This is a genomic window from Cytobacillus firmus, from assembly GCF_023715565.1.
Lineage (GTDB): Bacteria > Bacillota > Bacilli > Bacillales > Cytobacillaceae > Cytobacillus > Cytobacillus firmus_C.
Genome location: NZ_JAMBOJ010000029.1, coordinates 43,941 through 65,276 on the forward strand (window position 1 = coordinate 43,941; position 21,336 = coordinate 65,276).

General features: G+C 43.6%; 26 protein-coding genes, 1 rRNA gene and 1 pseudogene. 26 read left to right on the forward strand and 2 right to left on the reverse strand.

Translation table 11 applies throughout. From position 1 onward, the window contains the following. Positions 1 to 24 precede the first annotated feature (24 nt). The 23 genes and pseudogenes from rplO (at position 25) to M3205_RS13410 (ending at position 18,157) form a co-directional block, all read left to right on the forward strand. On the forward strand, positions 25 to 465 hold the full coding sequence (gene rplO / locus M3205_RS13300) for a 50S ribosomal protein L15 (RefSeq protein WP_035332284.1): 441 nt from the start codon (positions 25 to 27) through the stop codon (positions 463 to 465). Beyond that, positions 465 to 1,760 carry a preprotein translocase subunit SecY gene (gene secY / locus M3205_RS13305; protein WP_251170345.1) on the forward strand — a complete coding sequence of 432 codons (1,296 nt, stop codon included), beginning with the start codon at positions 465 to 467 and terminating at the stop codon, positions 1,758 to 1,760. Before rplO ends, secY begins: the two co-directional genes overlap by 1 nt. A 58-nt stretch (positions 1,761 to 1,818) precedes the next feature. After that, positions 1,819 to 2,469, forward strand: coding sequence for an adenylate kinase (locus M3205_RS13310; protein WP_251170346.1), 651 nt, complete (start codon positions 1,819 to 1,821; stop codon positions 2,467 to 2,469). After that, the gene (gene map / locus M3205_RS13315) at positions 2,466 to 3,212 is read left to right on the forward strand and encodes a type I methionyl aminopeptidase (protein ID WP_251170347.1); all 747 of its coding nucleotides are present in this window, start codon (positions 2,466 to 2,468) and stop codon (positions 3,210 to 3,212) included. The genes M3205_RS13310 and map overlap by 4 nt, the downstream gene beginning before the upstream one ends. A 16-nt stretch (positions 3,213 to 3,228) precedes the next feature. Beyond that, positions 3,229 to 3,572: pseudogene (locus M3205_RS13320) on the forward strand (KOW domain-containing RNA-binding protein). Then, positions 3,544 to 3,762 (forward strand): translation initiation factor IF-1, encoded by a 219-nt coding sequence (infA, locus tag M3205_RS13325; RefSeq protein WP_066192222.1) that lies wholly within the window; start codon positions 3,544 to 3,546, stop codon positions 3,760 to 3,762. The pseudogene M3205_RS13320 and the gene infA overlap by 29 nt, the downstream one beginning before the upstream one ends. A gap of 35 nt (positions 3,763 to 3,797) precedes the next feature. Next, entirely contained in the window at positions 3,798 to 3,911 is a 114-nt protein-coding gene (gene rpmJ, locus M3205_RS13330; RefSeq protein ID WP_000868344.1) for a 50S ribosomal protein L36, read from the forward strand. A 23-nt stretch (positions 3,912 to 3,934) separates the two neighbouring features. Further along, entirely contained in the window at positions 3,935 to 4,300 is a 366-nt protein-coding gene (gene rpsM / locus M3205_RS13335) for a 30S ribosomal protein S13 (protein ID WP_009336605.1), read from the forward strand. 22 nt (positions 4,301 to 4,322) lie between these two features. After that, complete coding sequence (gene rpsK, locus M3205_RS13340) at positions 4,323 to 4,712, forward strand: 30S ribosomal protein S11 (RefSeq protein WP_095245986.1); 390 nt, start codon at positions 4,323 to 4,325, stop codon at positions 4,710 to 4,712. Between the two features lie 172 nt (positions 4,713 to 4,884). Then, on the forward strand, positions 4,885 to 5,829 hold the full coding sequence (locus M3205_RS13345; RefSeq protein WP_048011509.1) for a DNA-directed RNA polymerase subunit alpha: 945 nt from the start codon (positions 4,885 to 4,887) through the stop codon (positions 5,827 to 5,829). 76 nt (positions 5,830 to 5,905) lie between these two features. Beyond that, entirely contained in the window at positions 5,906 to 6,268 is a 363-nt protein-coding gene (gene rplQ / locus M3205_RS13350; RefSeq protein ID WP_251170349.1) for a 50S ribosomal protein L17, read from the forward strand. A gap of 760 nt (positions 6,269 to 7,028) precedes the next feature. Beyond that, positions 7,029 to 7,868, forward strand: coding sequence for an energy-coupling factor ABC transporter ATP-binding protein (locus tag M3205_RS13355; protein ID WP_251170350.1), 840 nt, complete (start codon positions 7,029 to 7,031; stop codon positions 7,866 to 7,868). Next, positions 7,844 to 8,713 carry an energy-coupling factor ABC transporter ATP-binding protein gene (locus M3205_RS13360; RefSeq protein WP_251170351.1) on the forward strand — a complete coding sequence of 290 codons (870 nt, stop codon included), beginning with the start codon at positions 7,844 to 7,846 and terminating at the stop codon, positions 8,711 to 8,713. The genes M3205_RS13355 and M3205_RS13360 overlap by 25 nt, the downstream gene beginning before the upstream one ends. Beyond that, positions 8,710 to 9,507, forward strand: coding sequence for an energy-coupling factor transporter transmembrane component T family protein (locus M3205_RS13365; protein ID WP_251170352.1), 798 nt, complete (start codon positions 8,710 to 8,712; stop codon positions 9,505 to 9,507). The genes M3205_RS13360 and M3205_RS13365 overlap by 4 nt, the downstream gene beginning before the upstream one ends. 12 nt (positions 9,508 to 9,519) lie before the next feature. Beyond that, entirely contained in the window at positions 9,520 to 10,257 is a 738-nt protein-coding gene (gene truA, locus M3205_RS13370; protein ID WP_251170353.1) for a tRNA pseudouridine(38-40) synthase TruA, read from the forward strand. A 313-nt stretch (positions 10,258 to 10,570) separates the two neighbouring features. Continuing rightward, complete coding sequence (gene rplM, locus M3205_RS13375) at positions 10,571 to 11,008, forward strand: 50S ribosomal protein L13 (protein ID WP_251170354.1); 438 nt, start codon at positions 10,571 to 10,573, stop codon at positions 11,006 to 11,008. 20 nt (positions 11,009 to 11,028) lie between these two features. Then, the gene (gene rpsI, locus M3205_RS13380; protein ID WP_048011502.1) at positions 11,029 to 11,421 is read left to right on the forward strand and encodes a 30S ribosomal protein S9; all 393 of its coding nucleotides are present in this window, start codon (positions 11,029 to 11,031) and stop codon (positions 11,419 to 11,421) included. Between the two features lie 354 nt (positions 11,422 to 11,775). Next, positions 11,776 to 12,618 (forward strand): pyrroline-5-carboxylate reductase, encoded by an 843-nt coding sequence (proC, locus tag M3205_RS13385; protein WP_251170355.1) that lies wholly within the window; start codon positions 11,776 to 11,778, stop codon positions 12,616 to 12,618. Positions 12,619 to 12,654: 36 nt separating this feature from the next. After that, positions 12,655 to 13,767, forward strand: a complete 1,113-nt coding sequence (gene proB / locus M3205_RS13390) for a glutamate 5-kinase (RefSeq protein WP_251170356.1) — start codon at positions 12,655 to 12,657, stop codon at positions 13,765 to 13,767. 19 nt (positions 13,768 to 13,786) lie between these two features. Then, positions 13,787 to 15,055, forward strand: coding sequence for a glutamate-5-semialdehyde dehydrogenase (locus M3205_RS13395; RefSeq protein WP_251170357.1), 1,269 nt, complete (start codon positions 13,787 to 13,789; stop codon positions 15,053 to 15,055). Between the two features lie 653 nt (positions 15,056 to 15,708). Further along, on the forward strand, positions 15,709 to 16,152 hold the full coding sequence (locus tag M3205_RS13400; protein WP_251170358.1) for a YbaK family protein: 444 nt from the start codon (positions 15,709 to 15,711) through the stop codon (positions 16,150 to 16,152). Positions 16,153 to 16,254: 102 nt separating this feature from the next. After that, positions 16,255 to 16,977, forward strand: coding sequence for an N-acetylmuramoyl-L-alanine amidase CwlD (cwlD, locus tag M3205_RS13405; RefSeq protein ID WP_251170359.1), 723 nt, complete (start codon positions 16,255 to 16,257; stop codon positions 16,975 to 16,977). Positions 16,978 to 17,098: 121 nt separating this feature from the next. Next, complete coding sequence (locus M3205_RS13410; RefSeq protein ID WP_251170360.1) at positions 17,099 to 18,157, forward strand: Mrp/NBP35 family ATP-binding protein; 1,059 nt, start codon at positions 17,099 to 17,101, stop codon at positions 18,155 to 18,157. A 45-nt stretch (positions 18,158 to 18,202) separates the two neighbouring features. Here M3205_RS13410 and gerD read toward each other — a convergent pair whose 3' ends face one another. Continuing rightward, positions 18,203 to 18,844: a spore germination lipoprotein GerD gene (gene gerD / locus M3205_RS13415; RefSeq protein WP_251170361.1), complete on the reverse strand. Its 642-nt coding sequence runs from the start codon at positions 18,842 to 18,844 to the stop codon at positions 18,203 to 18,205. Positions 18,845 to 18,991: 147 nt separating this feature from the next. Between gerD and M3205_RS13420 the strand changes: the two genes are divergently transcribed. Continuing rightward, on the forward strand, positions 18,992 to 19,624 hold the full coding sequence (locus M3205_RS13420) for a KinB-signaling pathway activation protein (protein WP_251170362.1): 633 nt from the start codon (positions 18,992 to 18,994) through the stop codon (positions 19,622 to 19,624). Between the two features lie 15 nt (positions 19,625 to 19,639). Here M3205_RS13420 and pdaB read toward each other — a convergent pair whose 3' ends face one another. After that, positions 19,640 to 20,392 (reverse strand): polysaccharide deacetylase family sporulation protein PdaB, encoded by a 753-nt coding sequence (pdaB, locus tag M3205_RS13425; RefSeq protein WP_251170363.1) that lies wholly within the window; start codon positions 20,390 to 20,392, stop codon positions 19,640 to 19,642. A gap of 137 nt (positions 20,393 to 20,529) precedes the next feature. Between pdaB and M3205_RS13430 the strand changes: the two genes are divergently transcribed. Together M3205_RS13430 and M3205_RS13435 are read left to right on the forward strand one after the other, a co-directional pair. Further along, positions 20,530 to 20,760 carry a hypothetical protein gene (locus tag M3205_RS13430; protein ID WP_251170364.1) on the forward strand — a complete coding sequence of 77 codons (231 nt, stop codon included), beginning with the start codon at positions 20,530 to 20,532 and terminating at the stop codon, positions 20,758 to 20,760. 258 nt (positions 20,761 to 21,018) lie between these two features. After that, a 16S ribosomal RNA gene (locus tag M3205_RS13435) occupies positions 21,019 to 21,336 on the forward strand; the annotation flags it as partial.

Sequence of the window (21,336 nt, forward strand, 5' to 3'; positions counted from 1 at the left end):
TTCTACAAATAAGGAGGTGCCAACATGAAACTTCATGAATTAAAGCCTGCAGAAGGTTCTCGTGGGGAACGCAAACGCAAAGGCCGTGGTATCGGTTCCGGTAATGGTAAAACTGCTGGTAAGGGTCATAAAGGTCAAAACGCTCGTTCTGGTGGCGGTGTCCGTCCTGGATTCGAGGGTGGTCAAACACCTTTATTCCAACGCTTGCCTAAACGCGGTTTCACTAACATCAACCGTAAAGAGTACGCGATTGTGAACCTCGATGCTTTAAACCGTTTCGAAGATGGAGCTGAAGTAACTCCAGCGCTTCTTATCGAAACTGGTGTAGTAAGCAACGAAAAAGCAGGAATCAAGATTCTTGCAAAAGGCAAAGTTGAGAAAAAGCTTACAGTTAAAGCTCATAAATTCTCCTCTGCTGCAAAGGAAGCTATTGAAGCTGCCGGCGGTCAAACTGAGGTGATTTAATGTTTCAGACAATCTCCAATTTTATGCGTGTGGGTGATATAAGACGAAAGATTATTTTCACCCTTTTAATGCTGGTTGTATTTCGCATCGGTACATTTATCCCTGTACCGGGCGTAAATGCAGAGCTGTTAAAAGCCCAGGATGAACTTAATGTATTCGGTGTTCTGAATACATTCGGCGGCGGGGCGCTCCTAAACTTCTCCATTCTTGCAATGGGTATCATGCCGTACATTACGGCATCCATCATTGTGCAGCTTCTGCAGATGGATGTTGTTCCTAAGTTTACGGAATGGTCAAAGCAGGGAGATGTTGGACGCCGTAAGTTAGCTCAGTTTACCCGTTACTTTACTATCGTGCTTGGTTTTATCCAGGCTCTTGGTATGTCTTATGGGTTTAATAACCTAGCAGGCGGAATGCTGATTGAGAATCCGGGAATCACTTCTTATCTATTGATTGCTGTGGTATTGACTGCCGGAACTGCATTTCTAATGTGGCTTGGTGAGCAGATTACGTCAAAAGGTGTAGGCAATGGTATTTCCATCATTATCTTTGCTGGTATCGTGGCTGGAATTCCTTCAACGGTTAACCAGATTTACGCTCAGCAGTTTGAAAATGCTGGAGAGCAGCTATTCCTTCGCATTGTGACAGTCCTGCTTATCCTGATCGCAGTCATTGCTATTGTTGTAGGAACGATCTTCATCCAACAGGCATTAAGAAAGATTCCTATTCAATATGCTAAGCGTGTAACAGCAGGACAAAATTCTGCTGGCGGACAATCGACTCATCTTCCGTTAAAAGTTAATGCAGCTGGAGTAATTCCAGTAATCTTTGCGATTTCTTTCATCATCACGCCTAGAACCATTGCCGGTTTCTTTGAGCAGAATGATGTTACGCTATGGATTCAAAGAATATTTGACTATACGTCTCCAATCGGAATGGTCATCTATAGTGCATTAATCATTGCTTTTACTTATTTCTATGCTTTCATTCAGGTGAACCCGGAACAAGTTGCGGAAAACCTGAAGAAGCAGGGCGGTTATATCCCGGGCATCCGTCCAGGAAATAACACGCAGGAATATCTGACTCGTGTCTTATACCGTTTAACTTTAGTCGGTGCGCTATTCTTGACAGTGATTTCAATCCTGCCGGTATTCTTCATCAATATCGCTGGATTGCCTGAATCTGCTCAAATTGGAGGCACTAGCCTGCTGATCGTTGTCGGTGTTGCACTGGAAACGATGAAGCAGCTTGAAGCACAGCTGGTTAAACGTCACTATAAAGGTTTCATTAAATAATTTGGTTGTAGGGGACGCATGTTCCCTTATACCATTTGGAGACTAGGGGGAAATTGACGTGAATTTAGTTTTAATGGGGCTCCCTGGTGCCGGTAAAGGTACACAAGCCGAGAAGATCGTCCAAAAATACGGCATCCCTCATATTTCTACCGGAGATATGTTCCGTGCGGCTATTAAAGACGAAACGGACCTAGGCCTTAAAGCAAAATCATTCATGGATAAAGGCGAGCTTGTTCCTGATGAAGTAACAATCGGCATTGTACGTGAACGATTAAGCAAGGATGATTGCGAAAAAGGCTTTTTGCTGGATGGCTTCCCAAGAACGGTTGCCCAAGCAGATGCCCTTGAAAGCATCCTTTCTGATTTAAATAAGAAAATTAATTATGTTATTAATATTGATGTTGATCAGAGCATTCTAATGGAACGTCTTACAGGACGCCGCATCTGTAAAGACTGCGGAGCAACTTATCATTTAGTATTCAATCCCCCAGCGAAAGACGGAGTGTGTGATCGCTGCGGCGGTGAGCTGTATCAGCGTGCTGATGATAATGAAGCGACTGTTCAGAATAGACTTGACGTTAATATTAAACAAACCAAACCGTTGCTTGATTTCTACGAAACGAAAGGTTATCTGCGCAATATTGATGGTCAGCAGGATATTAATAAAGTATTTTCTGATCTTGATGCATTGCTCGGGGGCTTACAATGATCATTTGCAAAACCCCGCGTGAGCTTGAAATAATGCGTGTGGCCGGCAGAATCGTAGCACTTACACATCAGGAACTGAAAAAACATATTGCACCCGGTATCACAACCCGCGAACTGGATGTTATTGCTGACCGGTTTATCCGTAAACACGATGCAATTCCATCATTCAAAGGGTATAATGGTTTCCGCGGCAGCATCTGTGCTTCAGTTAACGATGAACTTGTCCATGGCATTCCTGGTGGTCGAGTTTTAAATGACGGTGATATAATCAGCATTGATATCGGTGCTAAATATAACGGTTATCATGGTGACTCAGCCTGGACATATGCTGTTGGCCAAATTGATGAAGAATCCGAGCGTCTAATGGATGTGACAGAGGAATCGTTATATAAAGGCCTTGAAGAAGCAAAACCGGGTGAGCGCTTGTCGAACATCTCCCATGCTATCCAAACGTATGCGGAATCAAATGGCTTTTCCATTGTACGCGAGTATGTCGGCCATGGTGTAGGGCAAGACTTACATGAGGATCCTCAAATTCCTCATTATGGACCCCCTAACAGAGGACCGCGCTTAAAGCCGGGAATGGTACTTGCTATTGAACCTATGGTGAATGCAGGAAGTCGTTATGTTAAAACCTTAACCGATAACTGGACAGTAGTAACCGTTGACGGTAAAAGGTGTGCACATTATGAGCATACAATAGCGATCACTGAATCCGGTTATGAAATACTGACAAAAGCCTAAGGTGCAGGTGATTCCATTGGTTGGTTCTGATACGAATCCGCAGCATGGTCAAATTGTTTTGATCAAAAGTGGAAGCGATGCTGGTCAATATGCTATAATTATAAGGTTGTTGGATGAAAAGTATGTTATGCTTGCTGACGGCGGCAGGAAGAAATTCGACCGCCCGAAGAAAAAGAACGTTCAGCATCTGCAATTTTTTAATTATATCTCTCCAGAAGTTCAGACCAGTCTCCAGGAGACCGGCCGTGTAACAAACGGAAAGTTGCGCTTTGCGCTTGCAAAGTATGTAAATGAATTCGTATATGATATGAAGAAGGGAGAATAAAGTTCAATGGCGAAAGACGATGTAATCGAAATTGAAGGCACAGTTATTGATACTTTGCCAAATGCAATGTTTAAGGTAGAATTAGAAAATGGTCATACAGTGCTAGCTCATGTATCCGGTAAGATCCGCATGCACTTCATCCGCATTTTACCTGGAGATAAAGTAACAGTTGAGCTATCTCCATATGATTTAACACGCGGTAGAATCACATATCGTTTTAAATAATCATTGCACTCCGTACTATTAAGGAGGTTAGGATAATGAAAGTAAGACCATCAGTTAAACCAATCTGCGAAAAGTGTAAAGTTATCCGCAGACGTGGAAAAGTAATGGTTATCTGTGAAAACCCTAAACATAAACAAAAACAAGGTTAATTCGAAGGAGGTGCGCTTATATAATGGCACGTATTGCTGGTGTAGATGTTCCACGTGAAAAACGTGTAGTAATCTCATTAACTTATATCTTTGGTATTGGTAAATCTACAGCTCAGAAAGTTTTGGCTGAAGCTGGTGTTTCTGAAGACACTCGTGTTCGTGATCTTACAGAAGATGAACTTAACAAAATCCGTGACATCATCGACAAATTGAAAGTTGAAGGTGACCTTCGCCGTGAGGTTTCACTAAACATCAAACGTCTAATGGAGATCGGAAGCTATCGCGGTCTTCGTCATCGCCGTGGTTTACCGGTTCGCGGACAAAATACTAAAAACAACGCTCGTACACGCAAAGGTCCTCGTAAGACTGTAGCGAACAAGAAGAAATAATCAGTAAAGGAGGTAACTTTAAATGGCTCGTAAAACTAATACACGTAAGCGTCGTGTGAAAAAGAATATTGAACAGGGTATTGCACATATCCGTTCTACTTTCAACAACACAATCGTAACTATCACTGATGTTCATGGGAATGCTATTTCTTGGTCAAGTGCTGGAGCTCTTGGATTCAGAGGTTCTCGTAAATCTACTCCATTCGCAGCACAAATGGCAGCAGAAACTGCAGCGAAAACATCTCAGGAACACGGTATGAAAACTCTTGAAGTAACTGTTAAAGGACCTGGTGCAGGACGTGAAGCTGCAATCCGTGCTCTTCAAGCTGCTGGTCTAGAAGTTACTGCTATCAGAGACGTAACTCCAGTTCCTCATAACGGATGTCGTCCGCCAAAACGCCGCCGTGTATAATTTTTCTGTATAGAATTTGTATCCTTGTCTATAATGGGATATGATACTAATTTTTAGTTATACAGAACAATTATTCCAGTTGTTGTGCACAAAACGGGAACGTATACATGGGGGAATTTCGGTTAGAGATTGCTAGCCGGGGTTTCGACGTTTTGAAGGAGGGTATATTTTGATGATCGAAATAGAAAAACCAAAAATCGAAACGGTTGAGATCAACGATGATGCCAAGTACGGCAAGTTCGTCGTCGAGCCACTTGAGCGTGGGTATGGTACAACTTTGGGTAACTCCTTACGTCGTATCCTTTTATCCTCACTCCCAGGTGCCGCTGTCACATCGATCCAAATTGATGGGGTACTTCATGAGTTCTCAACAATTGAAGGCGTCGTAGAAGATGTAACATCTATCATTTTAAACATTAAAAAACTAGCACTTAAAATCTACTCTGATGAAGAAAAAACATTGGAAATCGATGTTCAGGGTGAGGGTGTAGTGAAGGCAGCTGACGTAACACATGACAGCGATGTTGAAATCCTAAATCCGGATCTTCATATTGCTACTCTTGGTTCGAATGCCCACCTGCGCATGCGCTTAACTGCAAGACGCGGACGAGGCTATACACCAGCTGACCAAAACAAGAGAGAAGATCAGCCAATCGGTGTGATTCCGATCGATTCCATCTACACTCCAGTATCTCGTATTTCTTACCAGGTAGAGAATACACGTGTGGGTCAAATGACTAACTTTGATAAGTTAACTTTCGATGTTTGGACTGACGGCAGTACAGGTCCTCAAGATGCGGTTGCTCTTGGAGCGAAGATCTTAACTGAGCATTTGAATATCTTTGTCGGTTTAACTGACGAAGCTCAAAATGCTGAAATCATGGTTGAAAAAGAAGAAGACCAAAAAGAGAAAGTACTTGAGATGACAATTGAAGAACTCGACTTGTCTGTCCGTTCTTACAACTGCTTAAAGCGCGCTGGCATCAATACTGTTCAGGAATTAGCTAATAAGACTGAAGAGGATATGATGAAGGTCCGTAACCTTGGCAGAAAGTCACTTGAGGAAGTAAAACATAAATTAGAAGATCTTGGACTGGGCTTACGCAAAGACGATTGATTAATGAAGATTAATTGATTATCTACATGTTTGCTTTCAGCAGATTGAATGACTTCAACAAAGGAGGGAAACTTTCATGGGATACAGAAAGTTAGGACGCACTAGCTCACAACGTAAAGCTATGCTGCGTGACTTAGCAACAGATCTAATCATCAATGAGCGCATCGAAACAACTGAAGCTCGTGCGAAAGAACTTCGTTCAGTTGTTGAGAAAATGATCACTCTTGGAAAGCGCGGCGACTTGCATGCACGCCGTCAAGCAGCTTCATTTGTTCGCAACGAGGTAGCTAACACTGAAACTAACCAAGATGCTGTTCAAAAATTATTCAGCGACATCGCAACTCGTTATGAAGAGCGCCAAGGTGGATATACTCGTATTATGAAACTTGGACCTCGTCGTGGAGACGGTGCACCAATGGTAATCATCGAGTTAGTATAATTTTTTAAGGAAAGGGCGCGGGACAGTTTCATAGAACTTGTTCTTTGCCCTTTTTCTATAAAAATGGTTGTTTCCTTAATTTGTCAGAAACACCTAAATCAGGCCATAAACGAGCGTTACGATGAGCATGTACAGCTAGTAAACAGGGATGGATGAGCAATAGATTCCCCATTTCCTGGTACATTGACTCGTCTAGCTCATGCACCTCTTCCGAAAAGAAGAATTGCGCCCGGCAGTCTACTGCCTGACGGAATGAGGTGCAGGCTTTTTTAAATTCCCCAGGTTCATAGACATTAGAAAAATCGAGGTCTCTGAACATTTATACAATAGCAAGAACCAACCACCATACTGCTTCAGTATGAGCTTTTAATAGGGAGGCATAATAGGCATCCAATAAGCTTAGATAGCAGAAATCCAGATTTTCTTGTGTATTACAAGTGTGGGAGAATGGTATCATTCAACGCTTGCTATCCAGTAACATAACCTATTATCGAACTATTTCAAGCTCGCCAACAATGGCGGGTTTTTTCATTATATAACAAGCTATATAATATAAAACGATGGGAACACCTCTGTAGAAGGGTGTTTGCGGCTAGCTCCAGCGCCTACCCCCTTGAGGTCACAAGCCAATTCTCCCAAAAAGGCAAAGAACGCCTTTCCGTGAGGACCGTCTTGTGCTTGTCAGGGGTTGATCAAGGTGCTTCCGGTTTGTTAAGAGCAGAGCTGTATTAGTGAAGCAGAGCTGAGAGGAGGACTTCAAATGACCGAGCCGCTGGTAGAATTAAAAAATGTTTCGTTTACGTACGATGCAGAAGCTGCATATGCGCTGAATAATGTCTCTTTTAATATATATAAAGGGGAATGGCTTGCAATAGTCGGGCATAATGGCTCCGGAAAATCTACACTTGCCAAATTGCTTAATGGCCTGCACTTTCCTCTGGAAGGATGCATTACAGTAGGCGGAATTTCTTTGAGTGAAGAAACGGTTTGGGAAGCAAGAAAGAAGATTGGCATGGTTTTTCAGAATCCAGATAACCAGTTTGTCGGAACGACTGTACGGGATGATGTGGCTTTTGGTTTAGAAAACCATGGTATTGAAAGAAGTGACATGGTTCAGCGTGTTACAGAATCACTGGAGAAGGTCAAGATGACATCATTTCTTAATCAAGAGCCGCACCATCTTTCCGGCGGACAGAAACAAAGAGTGGCAATTGCAGGCGTTATTGCCTTAAGGCCGGATATTATTATTCTAGATGAGTCTACCTCCATGTTGGACCCAAGAGGGCGTGAAGAGGTACTTGAAACTGTCAGAGAGCTCAAGCGGAATTATAATATGACCGTCATCTCCATCACTCATGACCTGGAAGAGGCAGCAAAAGCTGACCGCATCATAGTCATGAACAAAGGACAGCTATATCGGGAAGGCACGCCTGAGGAAATCTTTCAAATGGATGAGGAGCTTGTTAAGCTGGGGTTGGATATTCCTTTTCCTGTGAAGCTTAGCAAGGTGTTACGGGAAAAAGGATTGCCGTTATCCAGGCATTATTTATCTGAAGAAGAGTTGGTGGAAGAATTATGGACATCTCACTCCAAAATGTAGAATACCGTTATCAGGTTAATACGCCATTTGAACGTCTTGCCATAAAGGATGTCTCCATCGATATTCCGTCTGGCACGTTTCTCGCGATCATCGGTCATACCGGATCAGGCAAGTCGACTGTCCTCCAGCACCTAAATGCCCTGCTCAAGCCGACAGAAGGTCAGGTTGTGATTGGAGAGCGGATGATCACCCCTGTGAAGAAACAAAAAAACCTGAAAGAAATCCGTCAAAGGGTCGGTATCGTATTTCAATTTCCTGAGCATCAGCTGTTTGAAGAAACGGTCGAGAAGGATATTTGCTTTGGCCCGATGAACTTCGGTGTATCAGTAGAGGAAGCCCAGAAAAGAGCCAAAGCAGCAATAGGACAGGTGGGACTGCCGGAAGAAATTTTAAGCAAGTCCCCATTTGACCTGTCAGGCGGCCAAATGAGACGTGTAGCCATAGCCGGAGTGCTGGCAATGGAGCCTGATGTTATTGTCCTTGATGAGCCTACTGCAGGACTTGATCCACGGGGCAGGAAGGAAATCATGGATATGTTCTACAGCCTTCATGGGACAAGGGGACTCTCTACCGTGCTAGTAACACACAGTATGGAGGATGCTTCCCGCTATGCTGATCAGATTGTCATCATGCACAACGGTGAAGTCTACAAAAAGGGAACCCCGAAAGAAATTTTTTCTTCTCCGGAAGGCTTGCTTAAGCTTGGCCTCGATGTTCCGGAGGTTGTCCGCTTTCAGCTGAAAATGGAAAAGTCACTTAGTATCCGTCTTTCTAAAACTTGTCTGACAATGGACGAGCTGACAGATGAGATTGCTGCTGTGATGAAAAGGGGGACAGCTACATGATGGACAAAATGATTTTTGGGCGCTATGTACCGGCCGAGTCTGTCATCCATAGAATGGATCCCCGTTCAAAGCTGGTTCTTATTTTCTTATTCGTGTGCATTGTCTTTCTGGCAAATAATATGCTGACATACGGTCTTCTGACGGCTTATACCTTTTTTATGATTGCTTTATCGAAGGTGCCGATCCGGTTTATCTATACAGGATTGAAGCCGGTCCTCCTGCTTGTTGTTTTCACTTTATTCCTTCATTTGTTTTTGACAAAAGAGGGTGAAGTTCTCTTCCGGTTCGGGTGGATTACGATTTATGAGGAAGGTTTAAGGCAGGGTATATTTATTTCTTTGCGCTTCTTTCTGCTCATTCTGATGACTTCCATTCTGACTTTGACCACGACTCCGATTGAAATAACGGATGGTCTGGAAAGTCTGCTCAATCCATTAAATAAAGTGAAGTTTCCGGTGCATGAACTGGCTTTGATGATGTCGATTTCTCTCCGCTTCATTCCGACACTCATGCAGGAAACGGATAAAATCATGAAAGCCCAGACAGCCAGGGGAGCCGATTTTACAAGCGGGCCGATTAAAGAACGGATTAAAGCTATTATACCTCTCTTAATTCCTTTGTTTGTCAGTTCGTTCAAGCGTGCTGAAGAGCTTGCTGTGGCGATGGAGTCACGCGGATATAGAGGCGGGGAAGGCAGAACAAAATACAGGCAGCTTAGCTGGGGATTGAAGGATACGGCAATGCTCGCCATGCTTGCAGCCCTGGCCCTGGTGTTATTCCTGCTGAGAACGTAATGGGGGGACCTTATGCAAAGATTTAAATGTATGGTGACGTATGACGGCACCCTTTTTGCAGGCTACCAGGTGCAGCCTCGCAAGCGGACTGTACAGGGAGAGCTGGAGCAGGCTTTAAAGAAGCTTCATAAAGGAGAAGACATCAGGGTGACTGCCTCAGGCAGAACCGATGCAGGGGTCCATGCAAAGGGCCAGGTGATCCATTTCGATTCCTCTTTGAATATTCCGATTGAAAAATGGGGAATCGCCCTTAATTCCCTGCTGCCGGATGATGTGGCCATCATCGGGACGGAGACTGTGCCTGATGACTTTCATGTCCGTTTTGATGCCAAAGGGAAGGAATATTGGTACTTCGTGCACCGTTCGTCCAGGAGAGACCCGTTTAAACGCCATTATGCCTATCAGTACCCGTACCCAATAAATACGGAAGCGATCAGAAAGGCTGCAGAGGGTTTAATAGGAACACATGATTTCACAAGTTTCTGCTCTGCTAAGACGGAAGTAGAGGATAAAGTCAGGGAACTTGAGGAGATAGATGTGCAGGAAGAAGGGGATATGCTCATCTTCCGCTTTAGGGGCTCTGGATTTCTATATAATATGGTCCGCATCCTAACCGGCACCCTTTTAGAAGTCGGCTCAGGGGAAAGAGACCCTGATTCCATGCCATCTGTCCTTCAGGAAAAAAACAGATCAGCTGCAGGAAAAACAGCGCCACCCCAAGGTTTATACTTGTGGAAAGTTTTTTATTAAGATTATCTGCTGGTGAAGTTGTTATTTTGTTTTCCGCAGCGGAAATCACCGGACCCCATTCAGAAAAAATCTTATAAAAAAATTGGAAAAACCAAATGAGGAACCGCGGGGGCGCGTTGTAAAGCCAAACGTGAATAAAAAAAGATTTTAAAACAACTAAACCAGGTGTAACATTAGCTTGACATTAGGCTGTCAAAGTTATAATATAGCATATGGTATTATTATTAAAACCACGATAAGCCCCGGAACTTATTGTGTCGAATAGATAAACCAAAAAAATTGATTATGAATGGAATTATTAGGAGGGAAACTGATGCGTACAACGTTTATGGCGAATTCAAACAATATCGAACGTAAATGGTACGTGATTGATGCTGAAGGCAAAACTCTTGGTCGTCTTGCTAGTGAAGTAGCGTCAATCCTACGTGGTAAACATAAACCAACTTTTACACCACATGTTGATACTGGTGATCATGTAATTCTTATCAACGCTTCAAAAATCGAACTTACTGGGAAAAAGCTTACTGACAAGATCTACTACCGTCACAGCATGCACCCAGGCGGTCTGAAAACAAGAACTGCTCTTGAAATGCGTACAAACTATCCTGAGAGAATGCTTGAGCTTGCTATCAAAGGCATGCTTCCAAAGAACTCTCTTGGCCGTCAAATGTTCAAGAAATTACACGTATATGCTGGTAGCGAACATAAGCACCAAGCACAACAACCTGAAGTTTACGAACTTCGTGGATAATTTTTAGGGAGGTTATTAACTTGGCACAGGTTCAATATATTGGTACTGGTCGTCGTAAGAGCTCCGTTGCACGTGTTCGTTTAGTTCCAGGCGACGGTAAAATCATCATCAATGGTCGTGAAATCACAGAATACATTCCTTTTGCAGCTTTACGTGAAGTTGTAAAACAACCGCTTGTAGCTACTGAAACAGTTAACAGCTACGACATTCTTGTAAATGTAAATGGCGGTGGATACACTGGTCAAGCTGGCGCAATTCGCCACGGCATCGCTCGTGCATTGCTTCAAGCTGATCCTGAATTCCGTCCAACATTAAAGCGCGCAGGACTATTAACTCGTGACGCACGTATGAAAGAGCGTAAGAAATACGGTCTTAAAGGTGCTCGTCGTGCTCCTCAGTTCTCAAAGCGTTAATTTTTGCTTACCAAAGCTCTCAGCCATTTTTGGCTGGGAGCTTTTTTCTTATTTTACTTTACATATGCTCCCTTTATCCCTCAAGCTCAGCCGGCTGGCCGGGCTTATTTCTGTAACGGTGAAAAACTGGAAATTATATTATTGCAAATATCGGGCTGAGAGGGGATTATTCACGCTGAGAGAGCATCAGAGGAACACAGGCCGGGTATGTTAGCGTTTTCATTCACTATCTCGGCCTTATCCTCCCGTCTTTCCCTAATACCCTTGAATCTGTATTTGAGCATGTTACGATAGATAACGTTGATAAAATACGAACGGTTATACGAACAGTTTTTCATCTAAAGGAGGATGTCCATGTTAGCCAATAAAACAATCGCATTTTTAGGAGCAGGGTCAATGGCGGAGTCCATGATCTCAGGAGTCATTACAGCTGAAAAAATGTCACCCGAACGGGTTATTGTAACGAATAGGAGCAATGCAGACAGACTGGAAGAGATTCATGATCTGTATGGTGTAAGTGCCATGCCGCAAAGCGAGCTTCCATTTGAGGAAATTGATTTATTCATTTTAGCCATGAAGCCAAAAGGGGCAGAAGAAGCCCTTCGTTCGATTAAAGACAAATTATATCCCGGTCAGGTGATTCTTTCCGTATTGGCAGGCATTACAACAGAGTTCATGGAAGAGCATTTAAATCCGGGCCAGCAGGTAGTGCGTGTGATGCCGAATACTTCAAGCATGATTCAGGAATCTGCGACGGCAGTTGTTGCAGGAAAGAATACGAGCATGGCCAATGTGGAAATGGTTAAGGAATTGCTTGAATGCATGGGGGAAGTGTATGTCATCGATGAAGACCAGATGGATGTTTTCACAGGATTAGCGGGAAGCGGTCCTGCTTACTTCTATTATCTGATGGAAAATATGGAGCGGGTAGGGGTACAAAAAGGGATGAATGAAGAGACTGTCCGCAAAATTGTTGCCCAGACGATTTTTGGAGCAGCCAAGATGGTGCTTGAAAAAGAGGAAACCCCAACTTCTTTAAGAGAGAAAGTGACCTCTCCCAATGGAACGACCGCCTCAGGACTGGAAGCACTCAGGAGATACAACGGAGGCGAAGCCATCACTCAGGCAGTTGAGCATGCTGCCAGACGTTCGAAGGAGATCAGTGAAGAATTGGAAGGTGCCCTTGTCACTTCCTAACGGAAAATGATTTACAAGTTACAGGAGGTATTGGATATGAAAGAGAAGCAGATAAAAAGAGTTGTTATTAAGATCGGAAGCAGCTCATTAACAAGCATGCACGGAGAGATCAGCCGCAGAAAGCTTGAAAAATTAGCTGAGCAAATTGTCGAGTTGAAAGATGCCGGCTATGAAACAGCAGTTGTGTCATCAGGTGCTGTTGCAGCAGGATATAGGAAGCTTGGCTGCCTTGACCGGCCTTCTTCTCTTCCGGAAAAACAGGCTGCGGCTTCAATTGGCCAGGGGCTATTAATGGAATCTTACTCAGAACTCTTTTTATCTCATGGCTACGTAGCTTCACAAATTTTAATCACCAGAAGCGATTTCTCTGATGAAAATCGCTATGGCAATATGCATAACACCATGAATGTGCTGCTGGAGCGAGGCATCATCCCGATCATAAATGAAAATGACACGGTTACAGTTGATCGCTTGCGCTTCGGAGACAATGACACTCTGGCTGCGAAAGTGGCAGGCCTGATTGATGCGGATTTACTGATGATTTTATCTGATATTGACGGCCTTTATGACAGCAACCCAAATGATAATCCTCACGCAAGCCTTCTCGAGAGGGTTCACTGCATAACACCTGAAATTGAAGCTGCTGCAGGAGGATCTGGCAGTGCTGTAGGAACAGGCGGCATGAAGTCAAAAATCCAGGCAGTGAAAATTGCGATGGCTGCAGGAATTGACTCCTTTTTAGGAAAAGCAGGAACGGAAAACATTTTAATGGAAGCTGTGGAAAACAGAGCGAGAGGCACCTACTTCACGCCGGAGCCGGATGCATTTAACCTGGATAATGAAAAGCAGTGGATTGCATTCCATTCAGGTCCTGAAGGAAAGGTGACCATCAATTCTCATGGGATAGAAGCAATTGTGGATCATCAGGAAAATCTGTACTGCTCTGATATTCAGGATGTCAAAGGACGATTTAAGGATGGAGCAGTTGTTACCATCCTTGATGAAGAGGGACAGGAAATCGGCCTCGGCCGCATTAATTATTCTAACGAACAGTTAACCGGTCATACAGGAGGAGAAGAGCTTGAACCGGCTATAGCGCAGGAAACGTTTGTTTGCTCCCGCGACTTTAAGCTGCCGGCACTTGTTTAAACTTTTTAGGAGGGATTCAATGACTACTGCATCAGCAGTAAAGATAAATAATGTAGAAGAACAGGCAATAAAGGCAAAAAGGGCTGCCAAAACATTAAGTGTCTTAACAACGGAAGAAAAGAACGAAGCACTCTATACAGTTGCAGAGGCTTTGGAGACTGGATATCAATCAATTCTTGCCGCTAATAAAGCCGATCTTGAAAAGGGCAGAGAAAAAGGATTCGAAGCGGCCTATATTGATCGCCTGTCATTATCGAAGGAACGGATTTTTGAATTTGCAGATGGCCTTCGCCAGGTAGCTGAACTTCCTGATCCGATTGGAGATGTTATGTCGGGCTGGACTCTGGATAATGGGCTGAAGGTGGAAGAGGTTCGTGTTCCTCTTGGTGTCATCGGAATGATTTATGAAGCAAGGCCGAATGTAACTGCTGATGCGGCGGGCCTTGCTTTGAAATCAGGAAATGCTATTGTCTTAAAAGGCGGATCATCGGCACTAAATTCGAATCAGGCCATTGTGGAGATTATTCATGAGGCTCTTGAAAAGACAAAGATACCTAAAGAAGCCGTCCAATTCATTGCCACTGCAGATAGAGAAGCGACAAAGCAACTATTCACCATGAAAGAGCATATTGATGTCTTAATTCCGAGAGGCGGTGCATCCCTCATTAAAGCTGTGGTTGAAAATGCGACGGTGCCTGTACTCGAAACAGGAGTTGGAAACTGCCATATCTATGTAGATAAAGAAGCAGATCCGGAAAAAGCGATCAATATCCTCATTAATGCCAAAACAGATCGTCCTGCAGTATGTAATGCGGCAGAAACGCTGATTGTTCACAAAGCATGGCTTGATCAGCATAAAGAATTGCTTGCAGAAGCGCTGAAGAGTCACGGGATTACCATACATGGCGATGACTCTTCAGCAGCTGCATTGCCTGATGTGGTACCCGCAGCTGAAAACGATTGGGCCAATGAATATTTGAGCCTGGACTTAGCTGTAAAAACTGTAAATAGCCTTGAACAAGCCATCGATCATATTGATCAGTACGGCACCAAGCATTCAGAGGCGATTATTACCGAAAATAGGGAAACAGCCAAAAAATTCATGCAGCTGACAGATGCTGCGGCGCTGTACCATAATGCGTCGACCAGATTCACGGATGGAGGCGCGTTGGGTTTTGGAGCTGAAATCGGCATTTCCACACAAAAGCTACATGCGAGAGGGCCGATGGGTCTGCCTGCATTAACAACACGCAAATATCTTATGTCCGGAAATGGGCAGATTCGATAAATTATTTCAAAAGCATCAGCTCCGGCTGGTGCTTTTCTAAAAGGATGGTTTCGCAAAGTTTGTTGCTATTTATATTATATTTACTGAGTTGATTGTAGTGGAAGGTGCGAGATCCTCGAAAATGCATTCGTTCTCTTCGTGCGGTGTTTACTCAAGGTAGCTTATTCAACGTCCTACGGGAGTAGCGGGACAGGTGAGACCCCACAGACGCGTAGCGTCGAGGAGGCTCACCGCCCGCCCCGTGGTTCGCTGAGCATCCTCTCACTGCAATCAACGGACAACATTGATAAGCGACTAAAATGTAATCCTGAAGTTAGATAACTGTCCAGCACAAGGCGCCAGCGGCTCTCGGGTCGACGCTTGTCTGTTTCGGCTCCTAGGAACTCGAGGTCATAAGCCGCTCCCTTCCAGAAGGAAAAAACACCTTCGTACAGGGGCAGTCTTATGCTGGTCGTCCCTGGGCAGTCGCCTCAACATTTCTTTCAATCCGTCCAAAAGGTAAAGAATAACCTTTCAGCGGGATTGTCTTATGCTTGTCGTCGAAAAGCGGGCGCCTTCCGCTTTTCTGATAAAAAATTGGCAGCCCGATTCGCGGCTGCTTTTTGCATTTCTCACCCGCTGCAGATAAAGACTATCTACAAGGGGTGAGAAACGTGACTGTCATAACGACGTTCAAAGAGAAGAAAAGAGAAAAACAAATTAAATATGAAAAATCAGTCCTTCGGGAAATTTCTATAAAAGCCTTAAAAGAAAAAGTTCAGCATTATTTTGGTTCTTCCAGATTTGTCTCCGGTCTGATGATGAATGCTGGAATTGAGGAGGCCTGCTACGATGTTGCGATTGAAGCTTATTTGCTGGGGGCAAACTACAGCCGTTTTGGACGATATGGCGAATCGGAGGATCAGGTCCGTTTTCGATGTGAAAAAGAGTATAAGCATTTAGTGGATACACTATATAACTTTTTCCTTTACTGGGGTCATGGTTCGGAAGCAGTTATGTGTGAATCCCTTTCTTATATGTGCGAACAATATGTAAACAGCTGGTGGTCGGAAGGGTTCAATAAAGGAGAGAGAAGGCATAAATTGCGTCTCCATTGAAAAATGAATTTGTCCAGACCGCTGTCCTGATCGAAGTTCTAGATCTCCGTCTTGTCCCATATATTGAAATGAGGATAAGCAGGAGGGGACTGATTAGGGCGTATGAAGAAAAAGTTAAAAATAGGCGGGTTTGCGATCGGGCTTATCGTCCTTTTTCTTATTTTGCAATATGACTTTACAGATGATGATTCCTGGGAATCATGGAATCTGCCTTTAACCGGCAAGATTATCTTGCTTGATCCCGGTCATGGTGGTCCGGATGGCGGGGCAGGTGACGAAGGTGCACTCGAGAAAGATATTGCTCTGGAAGTATCATTAAAAGTGAGGGATTACCTCCAGGAGCAGGGAGCGCTCGTACTCATGACAAGGGAGGACGACAGGGACCTCGCACCCGAGGGAACAAAGGGTTACAGCCGGAGAAAAGTGGAAGACCTGAAGAAACGGCTTGAAATGATAAATACCTCAAATTCTGATTTTTATGTCAGTGTTCACTTAAATTCAATTCCCTCTCCCCGATGGAGCGGTGCGCAGACATTCTATGCTCCAGGGATAAAGGAAAATGCCAAAGCTGCGAAATTTATACAGGATGAACTCCGCCGCAATTTGGAAAATACGAAGCGGAACTCCAAGCCGTTAAACAGTGTATTTATCTTAAAATACGCCAAAAAACCGGGTGTCTTAGTAGAAGTGGGATTCTTATCAAATCCGAGGGAACGGGCAAACCTGAAAACGGATGAATATCAGGATAAAATCGCTGCCTCCATCTATAATGGAATTATGCGCTACTATACCAATGAAAAAGAATTGACTGAAACATGGGAATGAAAAGGTGCTGAGAAGTGCCTTTTCTTTTTTGAATAGTTTTCCGGTGTGATACAATTAACTATAAAGAATTTTCAATATGTTATACTGAAATGGAAACGAATTCAAAAGGCGGGTGCAATGCATGTTAACTGAACAGAAAGTCAGAGAAGCCTTAAGCGGCTTGAAGGAACCATTTATACATAGAACATTGGGCGAACTTAACGCCATTGAAGAAATTAAAATCAAGGAAGAAAAAAATCATGTGAGCGTTAAGATTCAAGTTGCTAAGACAGGTACAGCTGAACAGCTTCAGCTTCAGACGGAAGTCGTCAATCTTTTAAAAGAAGCAGGGGCTGAGACCGTCGGCATCCGCTTTAGTGAGCTTCCTGATGAAGTGCTTTCACAATATAGAGAGGCAGCGGCTGAAGAAGACAAAGGCCTGCTTTCTCCTGGTAATAAGACTAAATTCATTGCCGTTGCCAGCGGAAAAGGCGGAGTCGGCAAATCCACTGTTTCAGTAAACCTGGCTGTATCTCTGGCAAGGCTGGGCAAAAAGGTTGGATTGATTGATGCCGATATTTATGGATTCAGCGTTCCGGATATGATGGGCATTACGAAACGTCCTGTGGTCAGAGGAGAACGAATTCTGCCGGTTGAACGTTTTGGCGTAAAAGTGATCTCTATGGGATTCTTTGTGGAAGATAATGCGCCGATTATCTGGAGAGGACCGATGCTTGGCAAAATGCTGAACAGCTTCTTCAATGAGGTTGAGTGGGGTGAATTAGACTATCTTCTTCTTGATTTGCCTCCGGGAACAGGAGATGTAGCCCTGGATGTACACACAATGCTTCCTTCCTGCAAGGAAATTGTTGTGACAACTCCACATCCTACAGCCGCATTTGTTGCTGCCAGAGCTGGTGCAATGGCACTTCGCACGGAGCATGAGATTCTGGGTGTTATCGAGAACATGGCCTATTTCGAAAGTCAATTGACTGGAGAAAGAGAGCACGTATTTGGCCAGGGCGGCGGCGAGAAGCTAGCTGATGAACTGAGGACTGAAGTGCTGGGGCAGCTTCCTCTACAGCAGCCGGACTGGAATGAAGAAGATTTTGCACCGTCCATTTATGACAAAGAACATAAGCTTGGTCAAATCTATACTGACATTGCCCGTAAAGTAATACAAACGATTGAAAGTAAATAAAAGATAAAACCTCTTCCGGAATGGAAGAGGTTTTATTCTTAAGGGTTAAGATCCGCCGCCATCGCTGTCGCCGCCTTGGCTATCACCTTGGCCGCCGCCTTCACCCCCGCCGCTTTCTTGACCGCCTTCTTGACCGCTGCTTTTTGTTTCCTCAGCTGCCTTAAGAAGGATGTCCTGAATTTTTGCTTTAAAGAGCGGGCTTTCAAAAGTCTCAGTCATGACTTTCTGTATGTGCTCCCGATATTCCTTGCTTTTAAGGACATCTGTAACTTCTTTTTCAAGCTCGGGATCTTTAAATACTTCTATCATCATTCCCCGGTATTCAGGGTCTTTCATAAGGTCTTTTAAAAGCTTCTCATTTTCCTTTTGCATACTTTTAGCCATGCTTTCGGAAAACTTTGGATCGTCAAAGGATTTCTTCCAAAACTCTGTGCCTTTATCGGAAGTTAAGGTTTTTTCGATGGTTTCGCTGACGACCTTTTGATCCATGACCATCTTTTGCTGCATTTTTTCATCAGCCATTAATTCTTCGAGTGCTTTTTTGCCTTCATCTGTTTTTAATATATCTACAACCATTTTTTTAGTTTGCTCATAATCCATTTGACCGCTGCCAGATTCACCTTGGCCGCAGCCTGATATGAAAAACACTAGCGCTAATGGAAGGAGCAAACGGAATTTTGTTTTCATGGTGAAGCTCCTTTCAGAGGTGTCCTTACCTTTAGAATGGAGATTTTCAGCAAATATTATGCGCTGGAAATACAATGCCTAGATTTTTCAAACTTTGGTTGGTACAATCAATAAGAATGAATTTATTTATTATGGGGGAAAAATAAATTGACTAGCCGTAATTGGGTAAAGCTTTTTGTAACAACTCTTCTAGTCGGAGGATTAACGACTGGAGTTGTGGGGTTTATTGTGCGCTGGGAGGAATTTGCGCCTATTTTTACTGACTTTGATTTCCTGGAGATTCTGTCGGTATTGTTCTGGCTAATAGGTGTAGGGTTAATCTTCAGTATTATTAGCCAAATGGGCTTTTTTGCTTATTTGACTGTACACCGCTTTGGGTTGGGGATTTTCAAAGGGTTATGGAATCCTATTCAGATTGTCCTTATTTTATTTGCTTTATTTGACTTGGTTTATTTCCGCTATAAGGCTTTCGCCGGTGCGGGAGACAGCATGCTACCGTATGTTGGTGTTGCAGCATTTCTTCTTATCGTCGCTCTTGCGGTCGCAGCAATTAAAACTAAACAGACCAACCAGCATGCCTTTATTCCTGCAGTCTTCTTCATGGTAGTCGTAACCGCCATTGAGTGGGTGCCGGTACTAAGGGTAAACGAAGAAAGCTGGCTATATCTAATGCTGATTCCGTTATTAGTCTGCAATACCTATCAGTTGCTTATTCTTCATAAGCTGAATGAAGATTCCCAAAAGCGAAGAAGCCATATAGCGAAGAAGCCATCCAAATAACGGATGGCTTTTGTTTTATTTTATTTCATTCGTCTTTGCCTCGGCATTTGCAATCATTTCTGAGACGGTAACAAAGCTGAGCCCCTTGGATTCTACATCATTTAAAATAAGCGGAAGAGCTTTGGCTGTTTGTTTGGCAGAATCGGATGCATGCAAAAGTACGATATCTCCTTTTTTGGCCTTTGATACATTCTCTGCAATCCTATCGACGCCGGGATTTGTCCAGTCCTTCGAATCGACGCTCCAATGGACAACGGTGTAACCCAACCGGTCAGCAACCTTTAAGGTTTTCTGATCAAAATGCCCTGTTGGGGCACGCACAAGCTTAATGTCTTTAACATTCAGCTTTCTAAATGCTTCCTGCGCCCTTGCTAGGTCCCTCCTGATTTTATCCTCTTCAAGCTCTGTATAATCTTCATAGCCATAGCCCAGCATTCCGATTTCATAGCCTTCTTTCACAATCCTTGAAACTAAATCCGGATGACGCTCCGCCCAGGAACCGGCCAGGAAAAAGGTCGCAGATTTCACATTCTCTTTTTTAAGGATATCCAATATGGGCTCTGCTTTAACATCCCCCCATCCTATATTAAAGGTGAGGGCTATATCCTTTTCCCCTTTGTATATCGCCTTAGGCCCGTCTTTTGCTGAAAAAGCAGGCAAATGGACCATACTCTGCATGAAGAGGAACCATGCTGTGAAAAACGCTGCAATGACAATCAGAGAAATTTGTTTTAAAGACCTACCATTCAATACGTAAAAAAAGTTCATAATCGATCACCTCGTCCGATACCTTCCTAGTTTCATACCTATGCTGAACTTGTCTCCTCCATGTATAAAAAATTTATTCATAAAAAATCACAATTGGAAAAATACTACAAAAAACAAATTTAATGGAGGGAAACAAAATGATTGGAATGCTTTTAAGCCAAAAAGAACTTAAAGAAATGGAGTACCTGATCAAACGGGAAATGGATGAAATATTATTCGATTTAAAAGATGACCGAATCGATCACATAGTTAAAAGAGCGATGGAGGAACGATATAAAATTTTATTTTCTTTATTTCAGCGTATGGCTGCACCAGCAGATTGCCTGAGATACATGCGTTCTCGCCAGCATCATGAAAAGAAGGGGTAATTTTTTTAGGGTTTGAAGAAAAAAATGAAAAAGGTTGTTGACTTCTTATTGGTATCTTGGTATATTAATAAACGTCGCTGATGGCGGAAACCACTTATGACAACAATATAAAAAAGTTGTTGACTCCGGAGTTAGCATATGATATATTAAGAAAGTCGCTTCTGAGCGGCAGATTGATCTTTGAAAACTGAACGAACAATACGTCAACGTTTAAATCATTAGTCTTTTTCGAAAAGACAATCGAGCTATATCAACTCTTATATGGAGAGTTTGATCCTGGCTCAGGACGAACGCTGGCGGCGTGCCTAATACATGCAAGTCGAGCGGACAGATGGGAGCTTGCTCCCTGAAGTCAGCGGCGGACGGGTGAGTAACACGTGGGCAACCTGCCTGTAAGACTGGGATAACTCCGGGAAACCGGGGCTAATACCGGATAATTCTTTTCCTCACATGAGGAAAAGCTGAAAGATGGCATCTCGCTATCACTTACAGATGGGCCCGCGGCGCATTAGCTAGTTGGTGAGGTAACGGCTCACCAAGGCCACGATGCGTAGCCGACCTGAGAGGGTGATCGGC